Here is a 19190-nt window from a genome sequence, read left to right as displayed (position 1 = left end):
AGGTGTAGGTCAGTCCCGGGCTACAGTTCCGCGAGCGTCGCACCGCTGACCAGTCGCCGAAGCGCGTCGGACAAGTCCTCGACGGCGACGCGGGTCTGGTCCGTTGAGTCCCGTTCCCGAACCGTCACCGTGCCGTCCTCCAGCGTCTCGTAGTCGACGGTCACGCAGTAGGGGGTGCCGACCTCGTCCTGTCGGCGGTACCGACGGCCGATGTTGCCGGTGTCGTCGTAGGCGACCTCGAAGCCACTTTCGCGGAGTTCGTGGGCCAACTCCTCGGCGCGGTCGTCGAGGCCGTCCTTCGTCATCAGCGGGAAGACGGCGACCGTCGTCGGCGCGATGTCGGCGGGCAAATCGAGGAACGCCCGCTGTTCGCCGTCGACCTCGTCGGTGCCGTGGCGATGGATGAGGACGCTGTAGACGAGGCGGCCGACGCCGAAGGAGGGTTCGACGACGTGCGGCGTGATGTGCTCGCCGGCCTCGGTCTGTTCTTCGACAGAAAAGCCGGTCTTCTCGACGGGGACGGTGTAGGACTCGCCGTCGACCTCGACAGTGACCTCCTCGCCGTCGAACGCCGAGCGGTCCCGACCAGCAAGCGCCGCCAGGGCGTCGGCTACGTCACCGGCCGCACCGCCGAACTCGGGGCCGAGATAGCTCATGTCGGGGTCGACCGTCGCCCGCTCTACGGTCTTCGGTTCGTCGTACTGCCGGAACAGCGTGAAGTCCTCGCCGGAGTACTCGCCGTGTTTCGAGAGGTCGTAGTCCGAGCGGTAGGCGAAGCCGGTCACCTCGACCCAGTTGCCGCCCAACTCGGTCTCGGCGTCCCAGCAGTCGGCGGCGTAGTGTGCCCGCTCGCCCGTGAGGTGCTGGCGATAGCGGAACCGCTCCATGTCGATGCCGATTCGCTCGTAGAAGTCCATCGCCCGGCCGAGGTAGTAGGCAACCCACTCGCTGCCGATGACGCCCTCCTCGACGGCTTCGCCGACGGTGTAGGCCTCGACGCCGCCGTCGTCGGCGTTCTGTGCTTCGGCGGAGTACAGCGGCACCTCGACGTCCGCGACGCGCTCAAGCGGCGGCTCGTCGGTTTCAGGGTCGATGAAGTGCTCCAGTTCGGCTTGCGTGAACTCCCGAACACGGACGAGCGCCCGCCGCGGCGAAATCTCGTTGCGGTAGGCACGGCCGATTTGGGCGACGCCGAACGGCAACTGATTGCGGGCGTACTCCTTCAGTCGGGGGAACTCGACGAAGATGCCCTGTGCGGTTTCGGGCCGGAGATACCCCGGCGACGACGACCCGGGGCCGATGTTCGTGCCGAACATGAGGTTGAACTCCTCGACGTCCGTGTCGGCCAGCGGCGCGCCACAGGAGGGACACTCGATGCCGTGGTCGGCGATGAGTTCGGCCACCGCCTCGGGGTCGTACGCCTCGGCGTCCTCGATGTCTTCGACGGCGTCCTCGACGAGGTGGTCGGCGCGGTGGGTCGACCCACACTCGACACACTCGATTATCATGTCGTCGAAGCCGTCGAGGTGTCCCGAGGCCTCGAAGACAGCCTCGGGCATCACGGTCGGTGCCTCCAACTCCATGTGACCCTCCTCGCGGACGAAGATGTCGCGCCAGGTGTCCTCGAGGTTGCGCTTCAGCGCCGCGCCCTCCGGACCGTAGGTGTAGAAACCGGCCGTGCCGCCGTAGGCCTCGTTCGACGGGAAGAAGAAGCCACGGCGCTTGGCCAACTCCGCGAGGTCGTCCAACTCGGTCATACGAGCGCCTCCAAGAGGTCGACGTCCCGGACCACACCGACCAGTTCGTCGCCGGAGACGAGCGGAATCTGCTCGATGTCGTTGGAAATCATCAGTTGGGCAGCGTCACGGGCCGTCTTCGACCGGGAGACGGTCACGAGGTCGGCGGTCATGAACTCCGAGACGGGGTCGGTGGGAATCTCGACGTTCAGCGTCGGAACCGCGCGGCTTCCAACGGCCTTGATTCCCTCCCACATCCACTCGTCGTCCTGATTGGCGACGGCGTCGCCGGGGTCGGTCTCGCCTTGGACGACGCGTGCGACCTCGATGACGTCGACCTCGGTGAGCATCCCGCTGAGCGCGCCCGACTCGTCCAACACGACGGCGTAGGGCACGTCGGCGTAGGAGAGTTCCCGCTCTGCGACCGTCAGCGGCGTTCCCTCGTAGACGGTGTTTACTTCACGGGTCGCGAGGCCGCCAACGGTGGTGTCGCCGTCCTCCTCGCCCTCGGCGATGGCCCGGACGATGTCCGTGACGGTGACGATACCGACCAACTCGCCGTCGTCGACGACTGGGACGCGGCGCTCACCGGAGTCGACGACCAACTCGGCCACCTCGGTCAGCGTCGCCGACGACCCGATGGTCGGCACCTCTCGAACCAGAATCGCCAACTGGTCTTCGTCGGGCTGTTCGATGAGCGACTCCCGCGTGACGAGGCCCCGAAACACCTCGCCATCGTCGGTCGATTTGATAATCGGGACCGACGAGAACCCGCGGTCTTGGAGGTACTCCAGAACGTCCTCTCGGGTACCGGGGATTTCGACAGTCACGACCTCCGACCGGGGCGTCATCGCGTCTGCAACGTTCATACCCACGGAGTATCCGCGCCTTCGTACTAAGTCCACCGACACCGATTCGCGCACGTCGGCCGCTCGCGGAGGTGTCTTCTTTACTCTTCGAGTTGCTCCTTCGAGAGGAACTGCCCCCACAGCCCCCGCCGGTCGGCAACCTCGTGGTAGAGTCGCTCGCGGAACTGCTCGTAGTCCTCGAACTGCCGGAGGAAACCGAAAACGTCCCGAGAGCCGGGGGGAACGTCAGCCCGGGCCAGCGCCTGCTCGATGGCGGCACCACAGGAGTACACCGCATCGTCGGCGAGGAGATGCGAGCAGTCCTCGTAGTCGTCGGGGAGCCGCTCCAGTTGTGCGTCGGTGAGTTCCGCGAACCCGACGACCTCGAGCGTCGTCTTGTCGGCGAAGTAGTCGGCCCACCACGTACAGAAGCCGCAGTCGTCGTCGTAGACGAACGTGTCGCTCATGTCCGACCGGATGAACGCCGACGGTTTAGCTTCCTCGTCTTAGGAAAACCGTCCAGTCTCGGCGCCGCACTCGACACACAGCGTCACGAGGGCGGCGCCGTCGTCGACCGAGTCGATTTCTTGGTCGGTCCGTTCGCCACACTCCGGACACTCCCGGAGCAGGGTCAACTCGCCGGCGTCGGCCGGCGCGCCGATGCCGAGCGTTCGGACGCGGCCGTCGGTTTCGTTTCTGCTCCGCTGGAACTCTCCCGGAGCGAACCGAATCACCTCACCTTCCGCCACCGCCACGTCTCCGTCCTCGGTCTCGAAAGTCAACTCCCCCTCGACGACGTAGAACACCTCCTCTTGGTTCTCGTGGGCGTGATAGCCGAAGGCGGTGCTCTCGCCGGGGTCGAGTTCGTAAAACCGCATGCTCATGTGCTCGGTGCCGAGAGCCTTCCCGAGCGGCCGCTTGACTGCCGACGGTCCCATCCAGTTGTCGAGGTCGTCTATGGTGGCTTTCTCCATACGCCGCTCTGGGAGGGCGATTAGCAAAAAGGAACCGGGCAGTTGGGCTACGTCACTCCGGCTTCAGCCCTTCGCCCTGGACGCGCATCACCGATTCGCCGTCGGGGAGGTTCGGCGCGTCGACCAGTTTGACGATGCGTTTGTTGCCCTTCGACTTCCGGAGGTACATCCGGAACGTCGACTTGTGGCCGAGGATGTTGCCACCGATGGGCTTCGTCGGGTCTCCGAAGAAGGCGTCGGGGTTCGACTGCACCTGGTTCGTGACGACGACCGCGGAGTTATAGAGGTTGCCGACGCGGTCGATGTCGTGGAGGTGCTTGTTGAGTTTCTGCTGGCGGTCGGCCAACTCCCCGCGGCCGACGTACTCCGCACGGAAGTGGGCCGTCAGCGAGTCGACACACAGCAGACGGACCGGGTACTCGTCCTCTTCGTACTCGCTTGCGATTTCCTTCGCCTTCTCGGCGAGCAGAATCTGGTGGTTGGAGTTGAACGCCTTCGCGACGTGAATCTTGTCGAGGAACGACTGGATGAGTTCCGCCATCGTCTCCTCGTCGTCGATGCTGCCCTCGATTTCGCGGTCTTCCATCGTCGCTTCGAGAACGTCGTCCGGCAGGCCGCGAACCATCTCGTCGATTCGCTCCGGCCGGAACGTGTCCTCGCTGTCGACGAAGATACAGCGGCCGTGGAGTCCCCCCTTCTCTTTGGGGAGTTGGACGTTCACCGCGAGTTGGTGGGTCACCTGGGATTTCCCGGCGCCGAACTCGCCGTACACTTCGGTGATGGATTGGGTCTCGACGCCGCCGCCGAGCATCTCGTCGACCTCGGGGATGAGCCACTCGAGTTTGCCGATTTTCTCCCGGCGTTCCAGTACGTCCGAGCCGGTCTCGAAGCCGCCGATGTCGGCGGCCTCGCGTGCGGCCTGAATGATGTCGTTGGCGTTCGATTCGCCCACGTCGGCGGTGTTTGAGAGTTCGCCCGGGCTTGCGACGGCGATGCTCTGATACGATTCGAAGCCGTTGTCCTGAAGCTTCTCTGCGGTTGCGGGCCCGACGCCCGGGAGGTCCTCGAGGTCTTCGCCTGATGCTGCCATATCCGTCCCTGTGTCCGCCCGGTACATAAAGCCTCGTTAACAGCCAAGTGAAAGTGAAAATCCGGGCAAGGATCAGGGTGAGCGTCCGAACCATCCGAAGGATTAGAAACCGAGCCTCAGCCCCAGGGGTGGGCGTCGCCCTCGGGCCACATCGGATACCAGTAGGTCGTGTCGTCCTCGACCGACAACTCGCCGTCGAGGACGCTCTCCAGTTTGAACTCGACCTTGTTGTCGCGCTCGCGACCGCCCGTCGGAACGAACGGGTAGTACGACCCCCGGCGGAAGGAGTACACCCAGTAGGCGGTCTGTCCGTCGCGCTCGAAGGCGAAAAGCGCCGCCAGCAACCGCGAGCCGAACCCCTCCTCGACGAGGGTATCGGCCGCGAAGTGGATGCTCGTTACGAGGTCCTCGAACCCGGTGTCGTGGAGGACGACCCAGTGGTAGCCGTGGGCGTCCTCGACGAACTCGGCGGTCGTCCCCGTCTCGGCTTCGCCGGCCGCGAGGATGGCTTCGACCTCCTCGCGTGCCCGCTGAAACGCCGTGCTGTCGACGTTCGAGAAACACAGCGCCGCGTCGCCGGTCGGCGCGAAATCGAGGTCGGCCTCCATCGTCAGATACGCCGTCGACATCCCGAACAGGTCCTCGGGGTCGGCCTCACGGGCCGCGTCGGCCTCCGCGCTCAACCCCAGCACCTGCCGGATGGTGTCGAACACTCCCATTGGCGAATCCTCGGTCCCCCGCGGCTTATAGCCGGCGCGTCCGGCCGAGGGTTCATATACTGAAACGCGGCCACCAGCCGTGTGACCTGACGACCGACGGCGGTCCGCCGGGGCGGTAGCGAGGTGGTGGGACCACCTCGATGCGAGCGGCAGACGCCGCGAGCGCGGGACACGGGCCGTCGACGCGACCGTCCCGCCTGTTCGCTATACGTCGACGCCGCGGTCGGCCAACAGCGACTCGAACCTCTCTTGGTCGATTGTCTCTACGTCGTTGGCCTCCGCATCCTCCCGCTTGCTCTGTCCCGGATTCTCGCCCACCACGAGGTAGTCGGTGTTCCCCGAGACACTCGAGGTCGCCGACCCGCCGTTTTGCTCCACCAACTCCTGGGCTTCCTCGCGAGTCATCCCCGAAAGCGAGCCGGTGAAGACGAACGTCAATCCTTCGAGGGCGTCGCCCGCGGTCTCGGCCTCCTGCGGTTCGACGCCGTGAGCACGGAGGTCCGAGATGACCTCGCGGTTCCGCTCGCTGTCGAAGAACTCCTCGATTTCGGCGGCGACCGTCTCGCCGATACCCTCGACCGCCCGTAACTCCTCGGCGGAGGCGTCCATCACGGCGTCGAGCGTCCCGAACTGTCGGGCGATGTCGCCCGCCGTCGTCGGCCCGACCTCGGGAACGCCCAGCGCCGACAGGAAGTCCGAAAGCGGCGGCTCCGTGCTGGCTTCCAACTCCTCGATGAGGTTCTCGGCGCTCGTCTCTCCCCACCCTTCGAGTTCGGCTAACTCCTCGACGGTCAGCTCGTAGAGGTCCGGCAGCCGTTCGAGCAGTCCCTCGTCGACCAACTGGTTCACCGCCTTCTCGCCCAACCCCTCGATGTCGAGGCCGACACGCGAGGCGTAGTGCTCGACCGCTCGACGCAGTTGGGCGGGGCAGGCGACGCCGCCGGTACAGAACGCCATCGGCCCCTCCCGTTCGACGGCGCTGTCACAGACCGGACACCGCTCGGGAAACTCGAAGTGGTGTTCCCGTTCGTTCTCGACGACTTCCTCGATGTAGGGAATCACGTCCCCAGCGCGTTTGAGTCGCACTCGGTCGCCCAATCCCACGCCGAGTTCCGCGATTTGCTCGGGGTTGTGCAGTGTCGCCCGCGAGACCTCGACGCCACCCACCTCGACGGGGTCCAACAGCGCAACCGGCGTGAGACGGCCGGTACGGCCGACCTGCACGACGATGTCGCGGACGGTCGTCTCCTCGGTGCGTGCGGGGAACTTGTAGGCGTAGGCCCACCGCGGGGCGCGAGAGGTCGCACCCAACACGTCACAGGCCGCCTTGTCGTCGAGTTTGATGACTGTCCCGTCGATTTCGTAGTCGAGGTCGTCGCGGGCTTCGAGCATCTCATCGCGGAACGCGACCGCACCGTCGATGTCCTCGACCAGTCGGGTGTGGTCGTCGACGTGAAACCCCCACGAATCGACGGTTTCGTGCTCTTCGAGACGACTCTCGAAGCCGTAGCCGCCGTCGTCGAGTACGTCGAAGACGAAGCAATCCAGCGGCCGCTCGGCGGTCACCGAGGGGTCGAGTTGCCGAAGCGTCCCTGCAGCGGCGTTTCGGGGGTTCGCGAAGGGGTCATCGCCGCGCTCGATTCGCTCGCGGTTGTACGCCTGAAACGCTTCTTTCGGCATGAACACCTCGCCGCGGACGGCCAGAAAGTCGGGGTAGTCGCCGTCGAGTTCCAGCGGCACCGACCGGATGGTCCGGACGTTCTCGGTTACGTCGTCGCCGCGCTCGCCGTCGCCGCGGGTCGCCGCCCGCGTCAACTCGCCGTCCTCGTAAAGCAACTCGACGGAGAGGCCGTCGAACTTCGGCTCACAGAGGTACTCGATTGACCCCTCCCAGTCGGATTCGGTCAACCGGTCGTGGACCCGTTCGTCGAACTCCCGGAGGTCGGCCTCCTCGACGGAAGAATCGATAGAAAGCATCGTGACGACGTGGTCGACGGTTTCGAGTTCATCCAGCGGTTCGCCGCCGACCCGCTGTGTCGGACTCGTCTCCATCGGGAGGTCGAAGGCGTCTTCGAGGGCTTCGAGGCGTTCGAACAGCCGGTCGTAGGCGCGGTCGGAGATGACCGGGTCGGCCCGCTGGTAGTAGCGTCGGTCGTGGTATCGAATCGCCTCCCGGAGCAGTTCGGCCTGCTCGTAGGCCTCGCTGTCGTCGAGTTCCTCGACCGACTCGAAATCGAGCGGTGGGTCCCGAACGTAGGGGTTGTCCTGCGGCTCGTCCATTACCGAGGGGTTGGAAACCCGCCGTCAAAAATCGCGGTGTCCGCTCTCGGCCCCAGCGGCTACAGTCCGGCGACGTCCTCGATGGCGTCGGTCAACTCCTCGATGCTCTCGACGGTGTGTTCGCCCATGTGACCGATGCGGAACGACTCCTCGCCAATCGACCCGTAGCCGCTGGAGAACGCCATGTCGTACTCCTCGGAGACGGCCTCGACGGTTTCGGCCACGTCGATGCCGCGGGTGTTCTCGACGCAGGTCACCGTCTGGGACTCGTAGCCCTCCTCGGCGAACAGCCCGAAGTGCTCTTCGGCCCACTCGCGAGTGTACTCGGCCATCTCGCGGTGTCGCTGGTCGCGGGCGTCGTGTCCCTCCTCGAGCATGTGTTTCATCTGCTTGCGGTAGGCGAGCATGAGCGGAATCGCCGGCGTCGAGTGGGTCTGTCCCTTCCGGTCGTAGTAATCCAGCGTCCGCTGGAAGCCGCCGTACCACGAGGCCGACTCCTTGCCGACCTCACGCTCGTAGGCGTCCTCGCTGACGGTACAGACCGCCAACCCCGGCGGCATGGCGAAGGCCTTCTGGGTCGACGTGAAGATGGCGTCGATGTTGTGGCCCTCGATGTCGATGAAGTCGCCGCCGAGACAGGAGATGGCGTCGACGACGAAGTAGGTGTCCGGATAGTCGCCCAGCAGGTCGCCGATTTCCTCGATTGGGTTCCGGACGCCGGTCGACGTCTCGTTCATCACGACGCCGACGGCGTCGTAGCCCTCATCGCTCTCCTCGAGTGCGGCGCGGATGCCGTCGGGTTTGACCGCCTTCCCCCACTCGTACTCGATGCGGTCGACCTCCTTGCCGAGTCGCTCGGCGACGTTGGCCTGCCGTTCGCTGAACGCCCCGCTCGTCGGGACGAGCATCCGGTCGTCGACGAGGTTGAGCGTCGTCGCCTCCCAGAACTCCGTCCCGGAGGCCGTCAGGATTACCACGTCCTGTTCGGTGTCGAGGAACTCCTTGGTGTCCTCGACGATGGTCGTATAGAGGTCCGTCATCCGGTCCATGCGGTGGCCGAACATCGGTTCGCACATCGCCTCGATGACGTCCTCGCGCACTTCGGTCGGGCCGGGCAGATACAGCGTCTTGTCGGGATACTCCCCCGTGTATTCGCTTTTTTCGGTCATCGGAACACCTGGATATCAGTACCCTCTACGCGGGACGGCATGGTAGTTTTGATACCGCCGGGCGTCACGGGACCGTTTTCACTCGGGACTGCCGAACGTCGCCGTCGGGTCGGGCACGACCCGGAGCAACACCGGCAACGCGAGGATGACGATACCCATCTCCAGTGCGCCGGCGACGGCGAAGGCCGCGAAGAAGCCGTACGTCGAGGCGACGGTGCCGCCGCCGATGATACCGCCGAGGAACCCGAGGCTGCCGAAGATGTTGAACCCGCCCATCGCCGCGCCGCGTTCGTCGGCGGCGGCCATGTCGGTGACGAGCGCCATCGTCGCGGGCGCGACCAGCGCACCGAGGACGCCGACCAGCACCATCCCGGCGGCGGCGAGTTCGATGGTCGGCGCGAGGCCGACGCCGACGATGGCGGCACCGTATCCGACCGACCCCGCGACGATGGGGACGACGCGGCCAACGCGGTCCGACAGCACGCCGAGGGGGTACTGCAGGAGCGCAAAGGGTGCGAAGAAACACGCGAGGACGAGTCCCGTCGTCGCCGGGTCGAGGTCGAACGTCTGCCGGAAGTAAAACGTCCCGACCAGTCCGAAGAAGCCGGCGGTGAAGCGGTCGGCGAAGCCGAAGGCGTAGGGGACGAACAACTCGGGCGTCGCCCGGACGCCGTCGAGGACGCGACCGAGACCGCCGCGGGCGGCCGGCGCGCGGTCAGGAACCGTCGCCATCACGACCGCGACGGCCAACAGCAGGGCCGCCGAGACGACGATAGGGCCGAGCGGCCCGAAATTGTACAACTGTCCGCCAATCGGTGCGCCCAGCGCCGCCCCCGCGCCGATGGCGATGCCCGCCGCACCCATGTTCCGGCCGTGGCCGCCGTCCAAATCCATCAGCATCGTTATCGACAGCGAGAACGCGCCGATGGTGAACGACCCCTCGAGGAACCGGAGCGCGAGTGCAGTCCGGAAATCGCCGATTCCGGTGACGACGACGGCCAACAGGGCGAGATAGGCGGCGGCGCCGCCGAGTGCGCCCGCGACGATGAACGGGATTCGCCGGCCGGCACGGTCGGACAACGCTCCCCAAACCGCCGAAAACAGCACGAACGCGACCAACTGGACGGCGAGAAACGCGGTGCTGGCGTCGATGGTGGTGTCGCCGCCCAGCGCCGCGACGAGTTCGTCGACCCCAGGATACACCAACAGCTGGGTGAAGAGGACGACGAACACCACGCCGGCCAGTCGGGCGCGTTCGCTACGGCTCACGCCATCCCGTTGACTCTCGAAGTATTTGTCTCGCGTGGCTCACGTCGGCAGGCGGCTTTTTGACCGACCGGCCCCACCACCGTCCATGACGCTCTCGGTCACGGTGCTCGGCAGCGGGGGCAACTCCCCGATTCCGACGCCGACCTGCGGGTGTCGGGTGTGCGAACGTGCACGCGAGGTCGGCGTTCCCCACACCCGACACGGCAACTCGCTGTACGTCGATGAGCTGTCGGCGATGGTCGACGCCCCAGAATTCGTCTACGAGAACCTCGAACGCGAGACCGTCGACGACCTTGAGTACATCTTTCTCACTCACTGGCATCCCGACCACGCCGCCGGCCTCCGTGTCGTCCAGTCGCGCTCGATGGAGCGGATGTTCGAAGAGCCCGACCACGGCCTCATCGAGACGGCTCGAAGCGACCGACCGACGCTGGTGACGACCCGCCGCGTCTACGAGCGCACCTGTGAGTTGTACGACGGCCTCAGACACTTCGTCGAGGACATCGGCTTCGCCGACACTCACTTTCTCGACGACGACCCCCTGACCGTCGACGACGCCCGAATCGAGGCAGTTCCGTACTCGCTGTCGGGCGACGGTGACCTCGATGCGACCGCCTTCGTAATCGAACGCGGCGAGACGACGGCCGTACTCGCTGTCGACGACGCCCGCCATCTCGAAGAAGGGGCGCTGCCCGACGACATCGACCTCGCGGTCTTCGAGTGTGGGTACTTCCCCGAGACGCCCGACGGAACGCGGATTTTGACCGAGGTCGACGACGCCATCATGAGCGAGGAACTCACCCACGAGGAGGTCATGGCGCGAGTCGAACGAGTCGGCGCCGACCGGACGGTGCTGACCGAGATCGAACACCTCTACGGCCGCACGTACGACGACTTCTGCGCCCTCGAATCGACCGACGGCTACGAGGGCGTCGAGTTCGCCTACGACGGCCTCCATTTTAGCGTGTAATCCCGTCGCGCTCCACCGGCATTTAAGCCACCGCGCCGCAACGCCCGGCGTGTATGCCGAACGCCATCATCGTCGGCGCGTCCTCCGGTATCGGACGGGCGCTGGCGAAGGAACTCTCCCGGGAGTACGACCTCGGGCTCGCGGCCCGTCGGACCGACCGCCTCCGGGCAGTCGGTGAGGACATCGGCGGCGCCCACGTCGCCGAAATCGACGTGACGCAACCCGACGCCCGCGAGCGGTTCGACGACCTCGTCGACTCCCTCGGTGGCGTCGATTTGGTCGTTGTCTCCTCGGGCATCGGCCGACACAACCCGGACCTCGGGTGGGAGCCCGAACGCGACACCGTCGACGTGAACGTCCGTGGCTTCACCGCCATCGCCACCGCCGCGATGGAGCACTTCGAGGCGACCGACGGCGGTCACCTCGTCGGTATCTCCTCGGTGGCCGGCGAAATCGGCAGTCCCACGCTTCCGGCCTACAGCGCCTCGAAGGCCTACGTCTCCCGGTATCTGGAGGGACTCCGGTATCGTGCCGGCGACGAAATCACCGTCACCGACGTTCGCCCCGGATTCGTCGACACGCCGATGTCGCCCGAAACCGAGCGCTTCTGGGAGTGTTCGCCCGAAACCGCCGCCGGCCAGATTGCCCGCGCGATCTCGAAGGAGAAGTCCGTCGCCTACGTCACCCGCCGCTGGTGGCTCGTTTCGAAGGTACTCGGTCTCCTCCCCGACCGCTATCGGGCAGGCGTGATGTAGACCGGGGTGAATGTAGTCGACGATTCTCACGGAGGCGCGCTAGCGGGTCGTTCCGTGTCGCTATGTGCGGTATTCTATCGGTTCCAGTCGAACTGAGGGGGTTGCGGTTTGGGTGAAGACTCGTCGGTCGGGAGGGTTTTGTCGCTCGGCATCGGTGTCGGCGTATGGACGACCTACACGGAACCGTCGGAACGTGGGTGTCGCTGGCCGACCCATCCGTCGCGGAAATCGCCGCGGGCGAGGCGTTCGATTTCGTCGTTGTCGACACCGAACACACGCCGCTGGGGCTGGAAACGGTCGCCGACTGCCTGCGCGGTATCGACGCCGACAACGACACCGCCGGCGTCGTCCGCACCCCTTGGAACGACCCCGTCCGCATCAAGCGACTGCTCGATTTGGGGCCCGATGGCCTGCTGGTGCCGATGGTCGAAAGCGCCGCCGAAGCACGGGGCGCCGTCGGCGCGACCCGGTATCCGCCGGAAGGCGACCGCGGCGTCGCCGCCGCCCGCGCCGCCGACTACGGCCGAAACTTCGAGTCCTACGTCCGCGAGGACCACCGCGATGTGTCGGTCATCGTCCAGATAGAGAGCGAGACGGCCGTCGACAACGCCGCCGACATCGCCGCAGTCGACGGCGTCGACGCCCTGTTCGTCGGGCCGGCGGACCTCTCGGCGTCGCTGGGCGTCTTCGCGGAGTGGACCGACCCGGCGTTTCTCGGCGCTATCGAGACGGTCATCGACGCCGGCGAGTCGGCAGGCGTCCCCGTCGGAACGCTCGGGACGACCCCCGAACAGATTCAGGCTCTGGGGTCGCTCGGCTTCGACTACATGGTGGCCGGTGCCGACTTCACGCACCTCGTCGAGGGGCAGAAGCGGTCCCTCGAGGCCGCCGAGGACGTGCTGTAGGCGGATTAGAACTCGACTTCGACGGTGCCGTCTTCGTCGAGGTAGACGATGCCGTCGAACAGCTCTTTGAACGCGGCCACGTCGGCGTCGTCGTGGACCTCCTCGGAGAGGTGGAACAGCCCGACTGCATCGTGTTCTTTGAGGAGTTCGAGAATTTCCTCGACGGCTTCGAGGGCGCGCTCCTCGTCGGCGTAGTACGCCATCTCGGTGATGGAGTCGAGGCTGATGCGCCGTTTCCCCTCGTTTTCGGCGAGGAACTCCCGTGTCGTCTCGACGATGCCAGCGAGGTCGTCCGGCGAGGAGACGTAGTGGACGCGGTCCGAGGAGCGCCGGGAGTAGCCCCGCTCGACCGACAGCGTGTCGAGGATGTCCGCGCTCTTCTCGTCGACGCCGTAGTACTCCAGTTTCTGTTGGACCTCCCGGGCCGTCGTCCGCGTCGAGATGACGAGCAGTCGGTCGGTGTCGGTTTTCAGGAAGTCGGTGTCGATGCGGTCTGTCTCGCCGGTTGAGGGGTGGATGAGAAGGACGCCGGTGCCGCCCGGAATCGATTCCGGTGCGTTCTCGATGGCGAGTTCGTAGTCCATATCGACGTAGGCGGGCGGCGGCGTCTTAAATCCACAGCAGGCCCGACCTCTGTCGACGGGTCATCGCGTCTCGGGGTCGAACTCGGTGCGTTCCGAGGTGAGTTCTCGCGGCGAGTCGGCGTCGATGTGGACGTCCGAGTAGGCCGCGCGGTAGCGCTGGAGTTTGCGATAGAGGATGTAGAGGAACAGACCGTCGTAGACGACGACGAACCCGAGGAACAACACGAGGACGGGAACGCCGGGGACGACGAGGCTGACGAGGACGGGGACGACGCCGACGAGGCTGTTGTACGTCGCGTGGATGAACGCGGCGATGAGCAGTCCCTTGACGACGATGGGGCCGGCGTCGTCGGGGTTGAACTTCGCGAGGCCGAGATAGTAGCCCGCGAACGCCGAGTAGATGACGTGGCCCGGCCCGGCGAGGCCGCGAACGGCCGTAATCTGTCCGCCGGCGTCGATGGTTTCGAAGAACTGACTCGCGAAGTTGCTCCCACTCTGGGCGAGTATCATCGCCGGCGTCTCGATGTTCTGAGTGATGTAGAGGACGTTCTCGATGGTGGCGAAGCCGAGGCCGGCGACGGCGCCGTACACCGCGCCGTCGATGACCGAGTCGAAGCGGTCGTCCCTGTAGGCGTACAGTCGGACTGCGAGCAGTTTCACTGTCTCCTCGATGGGGCCGACGACGAGGAAGTAAAACAGGACGAACCCGACGAGCGGGAGCACCTGAATGAAACTCAAAGCGGTGTTGACGAAGGCGGCGAAGCCGGCGAACAGAATCGAGAGGACGAACGTCGCCGCCAAAAGCGTCGCCGGTTCGTCGGTCGTGATGTCGGTGCGGTAGACGTACAGCGCGAGCAGGCCGGCCGGGATGACCGAAAGCCCGATTAACCCGAGGATGAAGGGGTTGTCGATGATGAGCGCGCCGGCGCCGCCGCCTAGGATGAGCACCAAGACGAGCAGGCCGAGTCCGACGAGCGAGGCCCGAGCCGTCTGAATCGCGCCACGGTAGGCCAGTATCGCCAGCTGGTCCAGTTGGGTCCGCGGCTCCCACGACGCGATGTCGTAGAGGTCACGCGAGTCGTCCGCGCGCTCCTCGACCGGGTCGTTCATACCTCGTCCACTCGGGGAGCGCTCCTAACGTTTTGGCTCTCCGGCGGCGCCGAAGAAAAGCCGGGACGCTTTCAGTCCCCGCCCTCGAAGCCGGGGTATGCACTTCGACCAGCGGACACAGCAGGCGCTTCGGGAGTTCGGTCTCTCCGCCGACGATATCCGCGAGGTCTCCGAGGCAGTCGTCGAGGCGACCGCAGAGGAGGCCGCGGCGCTCGAGGCGTTCTTCGAGGGTCTCGACACCGTTTACTCGGATATGGACCAGGCCCACTCGACTGCCGAGTTTCCCGAACACGAATTGGAGTACGTCGACTGCTACACTCACGCCGCCGCACTCCGTGGGTACGTGAAGTTCGACGGCTGGGGCGCCCCCATCGAGGACGGCCGCGTGTTGAGCGACCAAGTCGTCGAGTTATCACTCGGGCCGACGGTCCACGACCGAGTGCGGTTCGCCGCTGACCGCGACGACCTATGAGAGTCCGAGTTCGGGGCATCTACACCACCGCGCTGACCGAACTGCTCCGCGGGGAGTGGTCGGTCGTACAGGCCTCTCCACCCATCCGCGAGCGCTTCGATGCGGAGTTCGAGACCGACCCCGCCGACGCCACGGTCCGAACGACCGACGACAGACAGGGCGTCGGGGTCAGCGGTGACGGCGACGCTGTCGCAGCACTCCGAGAGCGGTTGCTCGGCGTCGGGCGTGACGCCTTCGCATTCGACGACCCGGCGCCGAAAGGCGCCGTCTTCCGGGGCGTCGTCACGGAGACGCTCGGCTCCGGTGCGGTCGTCGAGTTGGGCGAAACGGAGGGGTTCCTCCCGTACGACCGAACCGACGGCTACGTCGAGGAGGGCGACAGTTACCGTCTGCAGGTGGCGCGTGCGGAACCGCCGTGGACCGATTCGCGGCCGTCGCTCGCGACGGACCTTCGGGTACCGGGAGGCCTCGTCGAGTTACGGCGCGGAAGCGGCGGGTCGCTGAGCGAGACGGCACGGATGGCCGACCTGCTTCCGGTCGACCCGCCGGAGGGATGGACGCCGCGGTGGTCCCGGGTCGCCGACGACGCCTCACTTGAGGCGATGGGCGAGGCGTTGGAGCGGGCGAGCGAGCGCGCCGAGGCGATGATGGAAGCGGTTGCCAACTACGACGGCGAGGAACCGGGGCGCATCGTCGCACCGCGGGACAGCGCGTGGGTGTGGTTCGGTCGAGAGTGTCGCTTCGCTCTCGACGACCGCCGGTCGGCGGTGGCGACGACGATGCCGGGACATCACCGCATCAAAGCCGGCGCAGACGACGCCAGCGCGGCGGTCGACTTCGCGGAAGCCGTCTGTGAGCCTTCGGGGGAGTTCCCCTTCGGCGTGACGACCCGACAGTTCGGCCCACGCGAGGGAGATACCATCGCCATCGGCCACGGCAAGCCGAGCGGCCGGACCATCGTGTTGGGTCGCGGCGAAGTGACCGACATCGACAGCGATGAGGGGTCGATTACCGTCGAACGCGAGATGAGCGCCGGCGGGACCTACGACGCTCTGGGCGTCGAGCGGCAGGCCGGCGACGTGGCGACGACGACGTTCGTCGAGGGGCGGTGGTGGTACGCGACGGTGTATCGCGGCGCCGATGGCGACCACCGCGGAACGTACGTCAACGTCTGTACGCCGGTCGAAGTCTTCCCCGAAACGGTTCGGTACGTCGATTTGCACGTCGACGTAGTGAAACATCCCGACGGCGAGGTGCGCCGCGTCGACGACGACGAACTCGACGAGGCGGTTGCGGCCGGAGAAGTGACCGAACCGCTCGCCGAGCGCGCCCGGCAGGTCGCTGGCTCCATCGAAAACGCGCTGTAGGCGTCACTCCCGACGCAAACGTCGTGCCACCGCCGCGGCGCCGACACCGACGACCCCTGCCAGCAGGCCAAGTCCCGACCCGTCGCCGGCCGTCTCGGGGGTGGGAGTGGCGTCTGAGGCCGCGGGGTCCGGGAACGTGTAGAGGGCCGCCGCGGATTCGGGGTCGTCGGCGGAGGGGTCGCGCCAACTGCTGGCGACGACACAATCCGGGCCGCGCTGGGCGGTCCAGAACTGCGTCGTCTCCGTCTCTCGCCAGTGGGCCAACTCGCGGGGGTCGGTGGGGTCGCTCACGTCGTGGACACGCACGCCGCCGCGGTACCACGAGGTGTACAGTCGGTCGCCGACGAACTCGAAGTTGTGGGCGGTGGTCCAGACACCGTTGAAAGTGGCGTCTTCGGTCGGCAGCGCCTCGATTCGGGACAGTCGCTCGCCGGCCTCGGCGTCCCACAGTTCGACGCCGCCGAGTTCGCTGGTCGACGCGTTGGCATCGGTTGCCCACGCTTCCTCGTTGACCGCAAAGAGGCGTCCGTCGCCGTCGCGCTGGGGCATGGCGAAGTGGTCGTTGCCCGGCAGTGTGAGCAGTGCCTCTCGGCGGTCGTCTCTCGTCTCGATTTCGGCCTGTTCGGTCGGGTCGAGGCCGCGAACGTTCGTAATCGGTGTCGGAGCGGCGGGGTCGGATACGTCGAGGAGCCACGTCCCGGCGTTCCACAGCGCGCAGTAGGCGATTCCCTCTTCGACCCACACGTCGTGAAACTCCCGGAGACGGTGGTCGACCTCGCCCCACCGGTCGTCGGCATCGACGACCGACCACCGCCCCAGTTCCGTACCCGAGTCGATGTCGACACAGACCAGTGGGTTTCCCGCACCGTCGTTGCCACAGAGGAACAGCGTCTCGCCGTCGGTGTCGAGGTTGTGGTGGTAGAACTCCGTCTCGTAGGTGAGTACTTCCTCGGGGGAAGCGGGGTCGGAGATGTCGAAGACGACGGCCGCGTAGGGAACGCCGTTTCGGGGGTGGGCCGGGCCGGCGAGGGCGTAGTAGTCGCCGCCCACCTTCCCGTCCTGAATCCCCTTCATCGGGCCGTCGGAGTGGTCGGCGAGGAGCCCGCGCCGTTCGGCCAGAACGACCGGGTCGGTGGGGTCGCTCACGTCGACGGTGGCGAAGCCGTCGGTCACCGCGGCGTAGGCGATACCGTCGTCGACGACGAGTTCCTTCGCACCCGGCAGTTCGAGACGCCCGAGCGGTTCGAATCCATCGGCGGCCGCGACCGACACGGAGAGTCCGCCGAACAGGCCCGTCGCTGTCAGCACGGACCCACCGAAACGAAGCGCCTCGCGACGTCGCATTGCACACCGTAGGACCGTCGGGAGCGTATGGGTTTCGACCGCCATCGAAGCTAAGTATTGGTAGTCAATAACACCCCACATGGACGAACCGAACCTCACGGAGACGGAACTGCACGCCATCCACAGCGTCGAGTTGGGGTTGGAGTGGCTCCACCGCGCCCACGGAGCGCTCGTGGCGTTTCACCACAAGACGGGCCACGCGATGGACCACCTCGCGGTCGCGGAGGAGGCCTTTCGGGAGGCTGGCCACGACGAACTCGCCGATACGCTCCGCGACGAGTTGCTGCCGCGCGGCGTCGTCCCCCGCGAGGACGGCGCCGGCCGGTGGACCTACGAGGTACTGGAGGCGTTCGAGACGGGGATGTACGCCGACGTGCGGGCGTTCGAACACGAGGCACGGGCGTCGGTGACCGATGGCGTGCGCCACGCCGCCGAGCGCCGCCAGCAGGAGCGGTGGCGCTCCCGCGCCGAGAAGTCCTGAGGCGCCATCCAAACGCCCGCTGAGAAGGCACGAAATACCCCATAGATTGATATGTTGCAGAGTGGAAGAAACGCCGGATGGACCCGTCGTCGGATGCCCGAGGCCAACTGCTCGTCGTGGCGGCGCTGCTCGTCGCGGCGATGTTCGTCGCGCTCGCGCTCGTTCTCAACTCCGCTATCTTCGCCGAGAACATCTCCTCGCGAGAGACGACTGATTCGGAGACCGCCACCGCCTACGTCGACGACGCGAATCGGACGATAGCGCAGGCTGCTACCCGGACCACCGATGCGAGGGTCGCCACCGCCGATGACGCCCACGCGGTGTTCGGCGGTATCGTCGACGAGTGGGCACGGAGTCGGTCGGCCACCGCAGCCGAACGGGGGCATCGGCCAACCTCCAGCGGACAGCCCACGTCGGGTGGCGACTCGAACAGGCCGCCGACCGCCAGTACATGCCGGAAAGCGAGACGACGACGGCCGACTGGACCGTCGCCGAGGATGCACCGAACGTCTCGACGATGCGGTTCGAGGCCGACACTTCGAGTCTGTACGACGCCACGCTGTCGTTCAACGACACCGACGAGCGGGCGTTCCGGGTCGTCGTCGACGACGGCACCGACACGTGGACGATGTACCTGTTCCGCGAAGGCGGAACCGACGACCGGTTCGTCGTCCACGTCGGCGACCCGACTGTCTTCGGCGACCTCACGGATTTGCTCGGCAGTTCTTCGAGTTGTGAGGTCGTCTCCGACCGCGGCATCGTCGACATCCGAGCGGAGACCCTCGACGGGACGGACTGCCCGGCGTTGGATTTCGCCGACGACCTCAACGGTTCGGTCTCGATTCGATACGAGAACGCCTACAACGCGACCCTCGACGAGAGTCGCATCGTCGGCAGTTACGACATCGTCGTCAACGGCTCTCTCGCGACGAACGCCACCGGCCACCCGGAGGACTTCAGCGCCCCGGGCGGAACCGACCCGACCGCACAGGCGGTCGTCTACAGCGTGAACTATCGGACCAGTTACGAACGCGAGACGGTTCGGAACGTCCGAGACGGTCGGTATGCACCGCGGGACGAAGCGTACCCCTAGCCGCAACCGACAGGGTTTCACGCC

The 19190-nt window shown here is 66.3% G+C and carries 19 protein-coding genes; 7 read left to right on the top strand and 12 right to left on the bottom strand.

The features are described 5' to 3' along the window. Nucleotides 1–20: 20 nt before the first annotated feature. The 9 genes from glyS to NMP98_RS12700 all read right to left on the bottom strand — a co-directional run bounded on the left by glyS (nt 21) and on the right by NMP98_RS12700 (nt 10085). The gene (glyS, locus tag NMP98_RS12740; RefSeq protein ID WP_254858126.1) at nt 21–1757 is read right to left on the bottom strand and encodes a glycine--tRNA ligase; all 1737 of its coding nucleotides are present in this window, start codon (nt 1755–1757) and stop codon (nt 21–23) included. Beyond that, nucleotides 1754–2605, bottom strand: a complete 852-nt coding sequence (locus NMP98_RS12735; protein WP_254858124.1) for a CBS domain-containing protein — start codon at nt 2603–2605, stop codon at nt 1754–1756. The genes glyS and NMP98_RS12735 overlap by 4 nt, the downstream gene beginning before the upstream one ends. An 80-nt stretch (nt 2606–2685) precedes the next feature. Next, nucleotides 2686–3051 carry a DCC1-like thiol-disulfide oxidoreductase family protein gene (locus tag NMP98_RS12730; protein WP_254858121.1) on the bottom strand — a complete coding sequence of 122 codons (366 nt, stop codon included), beginning with the start codon at nt 3049–3051 and terminating at the stop codon, nt 2686–2688. A gap of 39 nt (nt 3052–3090) precedes the next feature. Beyond that, complete coding sequence (locus tag NMP98_RS12725; RefSeq protein WP_254858120.1) at nt 3091–3558, bottom strand: cupin domain-containing protein; 468 nt, start codon at nt 3556–3558, stop codon at nt 3091–3093. A gap of 52 nt (nt 3559–3610) precedes the next feature. Further along, complete coding sequence (gene radA, locus NMP98_RS12720; protein WP_254858118.1) at nt 3611–4648, bottom strand: DNA repair and recombination protein RadA; 1038 nt, start codon at nt 4646–4648, stop codon at nt 3611–3613. Between the two features lie 116 nt (nt 4649–4764). Further along, nucleotides 4765–5367, bottom strand: coding sequence for a PspA-associated protein PspAB (pspAB, locus tag NMP98_RS12715; RefSeq protein ID WP_254858116.1), 603 nt, complete (start codon nt 5365–5367; stop codon nt 4765–4767). 204 nt (nt 5368–5571) lie between these two features. Continuing rightward, entirely contained in the window at nt 5572–7647 is a 2076-nt protein-coding gene (ligA, locus tag NMP98_RS12710) for an NAD-dependent DNA ligase LigA (protein ID WP_254858115.1), read from the bottom strand. Between the two features lie 59 nt (nt 7648–7706). Beyond that, nucleotides 7707–8816 (bottom strand): pyridoxal-phosphate-dependent aminotransferase family protein, encoded by a 1110-nt coding sequence (locus tag NMP98_RS12705; RefSeq protein WP_254858113.1) that lies wholly within the window; start codon nt 8814–8816, stop codon nt 7707–7709. Between the two features lie 78 nt (nt 8817–8894). Next, complete coding sequence (locus NMP98_RS12700; protein ID WP_254858111.1) at nt 8895–10085, bottom strand: MFS transporter; 1191 nt, start codon at nt 10083–10085, stop codon at nt 8895–8897. An 85-nt stretch (nt 10086–10170) separates the two neighbouring features. On the opposite strand from NMP98_RS12700, the gene NMP98_RS12695 reads away from it, so the two are divergent. From NMP98_RS12695 to NMP98_RS12685, 3 genes are all read left to right on the top strand, one after another. Beyond that, nucleotides 10171–11055 carry an MBL fold metallo-hydrolase gene (locus tag NMP98_RS12695; RefSeq protein WP_254858109.1) on the top strand — a complete coding sequence of 295 codons (885 nt, stop codon included), beginning with the start codon at nt 10171–10173 and terminating at the stop codon, nt 11053–11055. A gap of 53 nt (nt 11056–11108) precedes the next feature. Beyond that, the gene (locus NMP98_RS12690) at nt 11109–11810 is read left to right on the top strand and encodes an SDR family NAD(P)-dependent oxidoreductase (RefSeq protein WP_254858106.1); all 702 of its coding nucleotides are present in this window, start codon (nt 11109–11111) and stop codon (nt 11808–11810) included. 164 nt (nt 11811–11974) lie between these two features. Next, entirely contained in the window at nt 11975–12715 is a 741-nt protein-coding gene (locus NMP98_RS12685) for an HpcH/HpaI aldolase family protein (RefSeq protein WP_254858105.1), read from the top strand. 5 nt (nt 12716–12720) lie between these two features. Here the strand turns inward: NMP98_RS12685 and NMP98_RS12680 are convergent, their stop codons facing one another. Continuing rightward, complete coding sequence (locus NMP98_RS12680; RefSeq protein ID WP_254858104.1) at nt 12721–13299, bottom strand: DUF7090 family protein; 579 nt, start codon at nt 13297–13299, stop codon at nt 12721–12723. 60 nt (nt 13300–13359) lie between these two features. After that, on the bottom strand, nt 13360–14409 hold the full coding sequence (locus NMP98_RS12675; RefSeq protein WP_254858103.1) for a PrsW family intramembrane metalloprotease: 1050 nt from the start codon (nt 14407–14409) through the stop codon (nt 13360–13362). A gap of 97 nt (nt 14410–14506) precedes the next feature. Between NMP98_RS12675 and NMP98_RS12670 the strand changes: the two genes are divergently transcribed. Both NMP98_RS12670 and NMP98_RS12665 read left to right on the top strand, forming a co-directional pair. Continuing rightward, nucleotides 14507–14881 (top strand): DUF7532 family protein, encoded by a 375-nt coding sequence (locus tag NMP98_RS12670; RefSeq protein ID WP_254858102.1) that lies wholly within the window; start codon nt 14507–14509, stop codon nt 14879–14881. Beyond that, a complete protein-coding gene (locus tag NMP98_RS12665; RefSeq protein ID WP_254858099.1) occupies nt 14878–16248 on the top strand; it encodes a ribonuclease FAU-1 family protein in 1371 nt (456 codons plus the stop codon). The genes NMP98_RS12670 and NMP98_RS12665 overlap by 4 nt, the downstream gene beginning before the upstream one ends. Nucleotides 16249–16251: 3 nt before the next feature. Here the strand turns inward: NMP98_RS12665 and NMP98_RS12660 are convergent, their stop codons facing one another. Beyond that, nucleotides 16252–17592 (bottom strand): LVIVD repeat-containing protein, encoded by a 1341-nt coding sequence (locus NMP98_RS12660; protein WP_254858097.1) that lies wholly within the window; start codon nt 17590–17592, stop codon nt 16252–16254. Nucleotides 17593–17671: 79 nt separating this feature from the next. Here NMP98_RS12660 and NMP98_RS12655 point away from each other — a divergent pair, with 79 nt between their 5' ends. Next, nucleotides 17672–18073, top strand: coding sequence for a hypothetical protein (locus NMP98_RS12655; RefSeq protein ID WP_254858096.1), 402 nt, complete (start codon nt 17672–17674; stop codon nt 18071–18073). Nucleotides 18074–18416: 343 nt separating this feature from the next. Further along, complete coding sequence (locus tag NMP98_RS12650; protein WP_254858095.1) at nt 18417–19166, top strand: hypothetical protein; 750 nt, start codon at nt 18417–18419, stop codon at nt 19164–19166. Nucleotides 19167–19190 lie beyond the last annotated feature (24 nt).

This window comes from Natronomonas gomsonensis (genome assembly GCF_024300825.1).
GTDB lineage: Archaea > Halobacteriota > Halobacteria > Halobacteriales > Haloarculaceae > Natronomonas > Natronomonas gomsonensis.
This window is presented reverse-complemented; position numbering and strand designations above follow the sequence as displayed.

Bases quoted from the DNA above. Each gene is read 5' to 3' on its own strand.
- glyS (WP_254858126.1), bottom strand. From the start codon at position 1,757: ATGACCGAGTTGGACGACCTCGCGGAGTTGGCCAAGCGCCGTGGCTTC.
- NMP98_RS12735 (WP_254858124.1), bottom strand. From the start codon at position 2,605: ATGAACGTTGCAGACGCGATGACGCCCCGGTCGGAGGTCGTGACTGTC.
- NMP98_RS12730 (WP_254858121.1), bottom strand. From the start codon at position 3,051: ATGAGCGACACGTTCGTCTACGACGACGACTGCGGCTTCTGTACGTGG.
- NMP98_RS12725 (WP_254858120.1), bottom strand. From the start codon at position 3,558: ATGGAGAAAGCCACCATAGACGACCTCGACAACTGGATGGGACCGTCG.
- radA (WP_254858118.1), bottom strand. From the start codon at position 4,648: ATGGCAGCATCAGGCGAAGACCTCGAGGACCTCCCGGGCGTCGGGCCC.
- pspAB (WP_254858116.1), bottom strand. From the start codon at position 5,367: ATGGGAGTGTTCGACACCATCCGGCAGGTGCTGGGGTTGAGCGCGGAG.
- ligA (WP_254858115.1), bottom strand. From the start codon at position 7,647: ATGGACGAGCCGCAGGACAACCCCTACGTTCGGGACCCACCGCTCGAT.
- NMP98_RS12705 (WP_254858113.1), bottom strand. From the start codon at position 8,816: ATGACCGAAAAAAGCGAATACACGGGGGAGTATCCCGACAAGACGCTG.
- NMP98_RS12695 (WP_254858109.1), top strand. From the start codon at position 10,171: ATGACGCTCTCGGTCACGGTGCTCGGCAGCGGGGGCAACTCCCCGATT.
- NMP98_RS12690 (WP_254858106.1), top strand. From the start codon at position 11,109: ATGCCGAACGCCATCATCGTCGGCGCGTCCTCCGGTATCGGACGGGCG.
- NMP98_RS12685 (WP_254858105.1), top strand. From the start codon at position 11,975: ATGGACGACCTACACGGAACCGTCGGAACGTGGGTGTCGCTGGCCGAC.
- NMP98_RS12680 (WP_254858104.1), bottom strand. From the start codon at position 13,299: ATGGACTACGAACTCGCCATCGAGAACGCACCGGAATCGATTCCGGGC.
- NMP98_RS12675 (WP_254858103.1), bottom strand. From the start codon at position 14,409: ATGAACGACCCGGTCGAGGAGCGCGCGGACGACTCGCGTGACCTCTAC.
- NMP98_RS12670 (WP_254858102.1), top strand. From the start codon at position 14,507: ATGCACTTCGACCAGCGGACACAGCAGGCGCTTCGGGAGTTCGGTCTC.
- NMP98_RS12665 (WP_254858099.1), top strand. From the start codon at position 14,878: ATGAGAGTCCGAGTTCGGGGCATCTACACCACCGCGCTGACCGAACTG.
- NMP98_RS12660 (WP_254858097.1), bottom strand. From the start codon at position 17,592: ATGCGACGTCGCGAGGCGCTTCGTTTCGGTGGGTCCGTGCTGACAGCG.
- NMP98_RS12655 (WP_254858096.1), top strand. From the start codon at position 17,672: ATGGACGAACCGAACCTCACGGAGACGGAACTGCACGCCATCCACAGC.